This is a genomic window from Arthrobacter sp. TB 26, from assembly GCF_000427315.1.
In the GTDB taxonomy this organism is placed as follows: Bacteria; Actinomycetota; Actinomycetes; order Actinomycetales; family Micrococcaceae; genus Arthrobacter.
Genome location: NZ_AUPJ01000150.1, coordinates 1 through 4,856, shown reverse-complemented (window position 1 = coordinate 4,856; position 4,856 = coordinate 1). Strand labels below are relative to the sequence as shown.

Annotated in this window: 1 protein-coding gene; it reads left to right on the top strand. The window is 68.5% G+C overall.

Features of this window, described 5'->3' with window-relative positions:
- The coding region (locus tag K789_RS0104930) for an Ig-like domain-containing protein (protein WP_029704529.1) at positions 1–4,856 on the top strand (4,856 nt) is incomplete at both ends.

Here is a 4,856-nt window from a genome sequence, read left to right as displayed (position 1 = left end):
GCCATCATTTATCCGGGGTTCAAGACCACTGAGGTGGAGTTGAACGATGGTGGGGTGTGGGTGGTGTCGAAGTCCAAGAATGCGGTGGGGCGGTTGAATTATCCGTCGCGGGTTTTGGATGGTGCGGTGACGCCGGCGAGTACGACGTTTGATGTGTTGCAGGATGCTTCGACGGTGTTTGTCGATGACAGTGCGGGCTCGACGTTGAACCAGGTGTCGGCGGCGCAGATGCGGTTGGGCGGGGACAAGAAGCTGCCCGGTGCCGCGGCGGTCAGTTTCGGCTCGCAGGTCATTTCGGTGACGGATGCGGCGAAGGGCACGGTGTGGGCGCTCTCGCCGTCGACGGTGTCCGGTTTTGATGCGGAGAATTCAGAGCCGGTCCTGGCAGGCTCCGCCGGGACGGTGTCGGCGGTGGGGGCTGATGACCGGATTTACAGTGCTGATCCGAAGACGGGGCAGGTCACGGTGACGAGCGTGGATGCCGAGGGCGGGCGCACGGACGCGAAGGTGAGCACGTGGGACGGGCTCAAGGGTGCCGGGGATCTGCAGCTGGCGGTGGTGGGGGACCAGCCGGTGGTGCTGGATGCGGGCCGGGGGAAGTTGTTCCTGCCGGGCGGGCGTGAGCTGGCGTTGGCGGAGGCGCGGGATGCGAAGCTGCAGCTGAGCGGGCCGGCCGCGGATGCGGTGGCCATTGCCACGCCGAAGGCGTTGCTGCGGCAGCCGTTGGATGGTTCGACGGCGACGACGGTGACGTTTGGCGGGCAGGGGGTACCGGCGGCGCCGGTGCAACTGGCCGGGTGTGTCCATGCGGCGTGGTCCGGGGCGAACAAGTATGTCCGGGACTGCGCCAATGATGCCGATGACAAGACCGTCGCTGTGCCGAAGGCCAGTGCGTCGCCGAAATATGTGTTCCGGGTGAACCGGGATCTGGTGGTCCTGAACGATGTGAATTCCGGCAATGTGTGGCTGGTGAACCAGAACATGCAGCTGGTCAACAACTGGGACGACGTCATCCCGCCGCAGCAGACCTCCGACGACGCGGACAAGGACTCCGCCGACGAAGTCCAGCAGACCGTGCTCCCGGACCGCACCAAACCCAACAGCCCACCCGCCGCCAAACCCGACACCTTCGGCGTGCGCGCCGGCAAGACCACCATCCTGCCCGTACTGGACAACGACACCGACCCGGACGGCGACATCCTCACCGTCCGCACCCCGGACCCGCTCAAATCCGGGCTGCTCGCGCCGATCTACGGCGCCACCGGCTTCCAGGTCAGCGTCGGGGCCGACAAGACCGGCCCGGAAACCTTCAAATACACGGTCGACGACGGCCGCGGACTCTCCGCCAGCGCCGACGTCACCCTCAACATCGTCCCGCCGGGGGAGAACACCGCACCGCGGCAGAAGCCCAACCGCAACACCACCCTGGTGGTGCAGTCCGGCAAGATCGTCAGCCAGAACATCCTCACCGACTGGATCGACCCCGACGGCGACGACCTCTTCGTCGTCGGCGCGGCCAGCAGCGACCCCCGGGACCAGGTCAAGGTCCGGCCCGACGGGCTGCTCAGCTTCCAGGACTCCGGCTCCGAGCCCGGACGCAAGACCGTCACGGTCACCGTTTCCGACGGCCGCTCCAGCACCGAAGGCAAGGTCACCGTCGATGTCCGCGCCGCGGGCGCGCTGCCGCCAATCGCCAACGCGGACCACCTCGTCGCCGTCGCCGGGGTGGACACAGTGATCGCCCCGCTCAAGAACGACTCCGACCCCCAGGGTGGCGCCCTCCGCCTCGCGCAGGTCACCCCGGACGGCAACTCCACCGCCACCATGGGCGCGGACCAGCAGACCTTCACGTTCAACTCCACCGCCCAGGGCGCCCACTACGTCTCCTACCTCGTCACCAACGGGCCTGCCAGCGCCCAGCAGCTGGTCCGCGTCGACGTCGTCCCCGGCGGCGGGGACGGCGCCCCGGTGGCCGTCCGCGACACCGCCCTGCTGCCCAGCGGCGGCAGCGTCCTGGTGGACGTTCTCGGCAACGACTCCGATCCCTCAGGCGGTGTGCTCGTGGTGCAGTCCGTGACCGCGGCGGACGGCCTGCCGGTCAGTGTGGCCGTGCTGGACCACTCCGTCGTCCGGATCACCGACGTCCGCGCGCAGGGCCAGCTCAGCGTCAAATACACCATCTCCAACGGCAAATCCTCCGCGAGCGGGGAGATCGCCGTCCTGGTGGTCCCCGCACCCTCGAAGCTGCAGGCGCCGCAGGCCAAACCGGACGAGGCAACCGTGCGCGCCGGGGACGTCGTCACCATCCCCGTGCTGGAGAACGACACCGACCCCAACGGCGGCAAGCTCACCCTCGAACCGGTGCTGGCCCAGCAGCCGGACGCCGCCGACGGCCGGATCTTCACCGCCGGCGGCGTGCTGCGCTTCATTGCCGGCGAGGTCCCGAAGACCGTCTACGCGATCTACAAGGTCACCAACGCCTCCGGGCAATCGGACTCCCAGCAGGTCACCATCCGCATCCGTGCCCGCGATGACGAACGCAACACCCGCCCCGAACCCAAGAACCTCACCGCCCGCGTGGTGGCCGGCATGACCGTGCGCATTCCCGTGCCGCTCGACGGCGTGGACACCGACGGCGACTCCGTCCAGCTCACCGGCGTGGACAAGGCCCCCGCCATGGGCACGGCCGTGGTCAAGGACGGCTACCTCGAATTCACCGCCGCCGGCAACGCCGCTGGAACGGACACCTTCAGCTACCGCGTCCGGGACCGGATCGGCGCCGAAAACACCGGCACCGTCATCGTCGGCATCGCGCCGCAGGAAGCCAACAACCAGAAGCCCATCGCCGTGGATGACGCGGTGGACGTCCGGCCCGGCCGCAAGATCGCCGTCGAGGCCCTCCAGAACGACTCGGACCCGGACGGGGACCCGATCAGCCTGGTCGGCAACGGCTTCGAAGCCCGCCCCGAACTCGCGGTCGAGGCTGCCGAGGGCGGCAAGGTGCTCCTCACCGCCCCCGGCGCCGCCGGCAACGAGAGCGTCAGCTACAAGATCCAGGACGACAAGAAAGCCCAGGGCAGCGCCGTCATCCGGGTCCGGGTCAGCCCGGACGCCGCGTTGAAACTGCCCGTCGCCAAAGACGACGTGGTGACCCCGGCCGAGACACTGGGCAAATCCGCCGTCGACGTCCCCGTCCTGAAGAACGACTCCGACCCCGACGGCGTCGCCGCCGAGCTCAAGATCAGCCTGCCCGACGGCAACCCGAACGCCCGGGTGGGCGACGGCAGCGTCCGGGTGGCCCTCGCGCCGAAGGACCAACTGGTCCCGTACACCGTCACCGACGTCGACGGCCAAAGCGCGACGGCGGTCATTTGGGTCCCCGGCCAGGGCGAACAGCATCCCACACTGGCCAAAACCGACGTCGTCGACGTTATGGCCGGCAAGCAGCTCGACCTGGACCTGAACGACTACGTCCGGGTCCGGGAGGGCCGCACGCCCCGGATCACCCAGGTGGACAACGTCCGCGTGCAGGGCGCTGACCCGCAGAACGTCGTGGCCGGCAACGGCAGCGCGCTGCGCTACGCCGCGCTCAAGGACTACGTGGGCCCCGGCTCCGTCACCTTCGAAGTCACCGACGGCACCGGACCGGACGATCCGCAGGGCCTCAAATCCACCCTCAGCATCATCACCAAGGTCATTCCGGATCCGAACGCCAACCACCAGCCAACCTTCAGCGGAGCCACCCTGGAGGTGCCCAAGGCCGAGTCCGCCAGCCTGGAACTGGGCAACCTGGCCAAAGACGTTGACTCCGGGGACCAGGAGAAGCTCACGTTCGAACTCGACGGCACCCTGCCCGAAGGCTTCAAGGCCTCTGTGGACGGCGGGACCCTGAAGGTCACCGCGGACTCCGCCAAGGCCGCCGGCTGGAAGGGCAGCATCCCGCTCAAGGTCACCGACGGCCGCTCGGAGCCGGTCAAGGCAAGCATCACGGCAACCGTCGTGGCCTCCAACCGCCCGCTGCCGGTCGCGAACGAGGACGTCATCGAGAAGGCCAACGCGGGCAAGACCGAGACCATCAACGTGCTCGCCAACGACTTCAACCCCTTCAGCGACACCCCGCTGAAGATTGTCGCCGCCACGGTGGAAACCGGCTCCGCCGCCGGACAGCCGGCCATTGCCGGGGACTCGATCACGCTCACCCCGGCCGCCGGCTTCAAGGGCGTGATGGTGCTGCGCTACACCGTGATGGACAAGACCGACGACGTCTCCCGGCAGACCGACGGACGGGTCCGGATCACGGTCCGGGACAAACCGGACGCCCCCTCGGCACCTTCGGCGACGGACGTACGCAGCCGGACCGCCGTGCTCAAATGGGCCCCGCCCTCGGACAACGGCGCCACCATCAGCAAATACACGGTGCGCTCAAGCGGCTTCAGCCAGGACTGCGCCACCACCACCTGCACGCTCAGCGGACTGACCAACGACGTCAAGTACGTCTTCACCGTCACCGCCACCAACGAGGTGGGGGAGTCCGTGCCGTCGCCGGCCTCCAACGAAATCCGGCCCGACGAGAAGCCCTCGCCGCCGGAGGCCCCCACGGTCAAAGCCGGGGACAAGAACATGGTGATCGCCTGGCCCGCGGCCAAGTCCGAAGGATCCGCCGTGAAGAACTACAACCTCGAAATCTCCCCGCCGCCGGCCAGCGGGATCGCCGTGAAGAACGGTGTGGCCGGCCTCAGCTACACCTGGCCCGGACTCACCAACGGCGTGCGCTACAAGGTCCGCGCCCAGGCCGTCAACGAACTCGGCCCCTCCGACTGGGGCCTCTACTCCGCCGAGGACAACCCGGCCGGGGT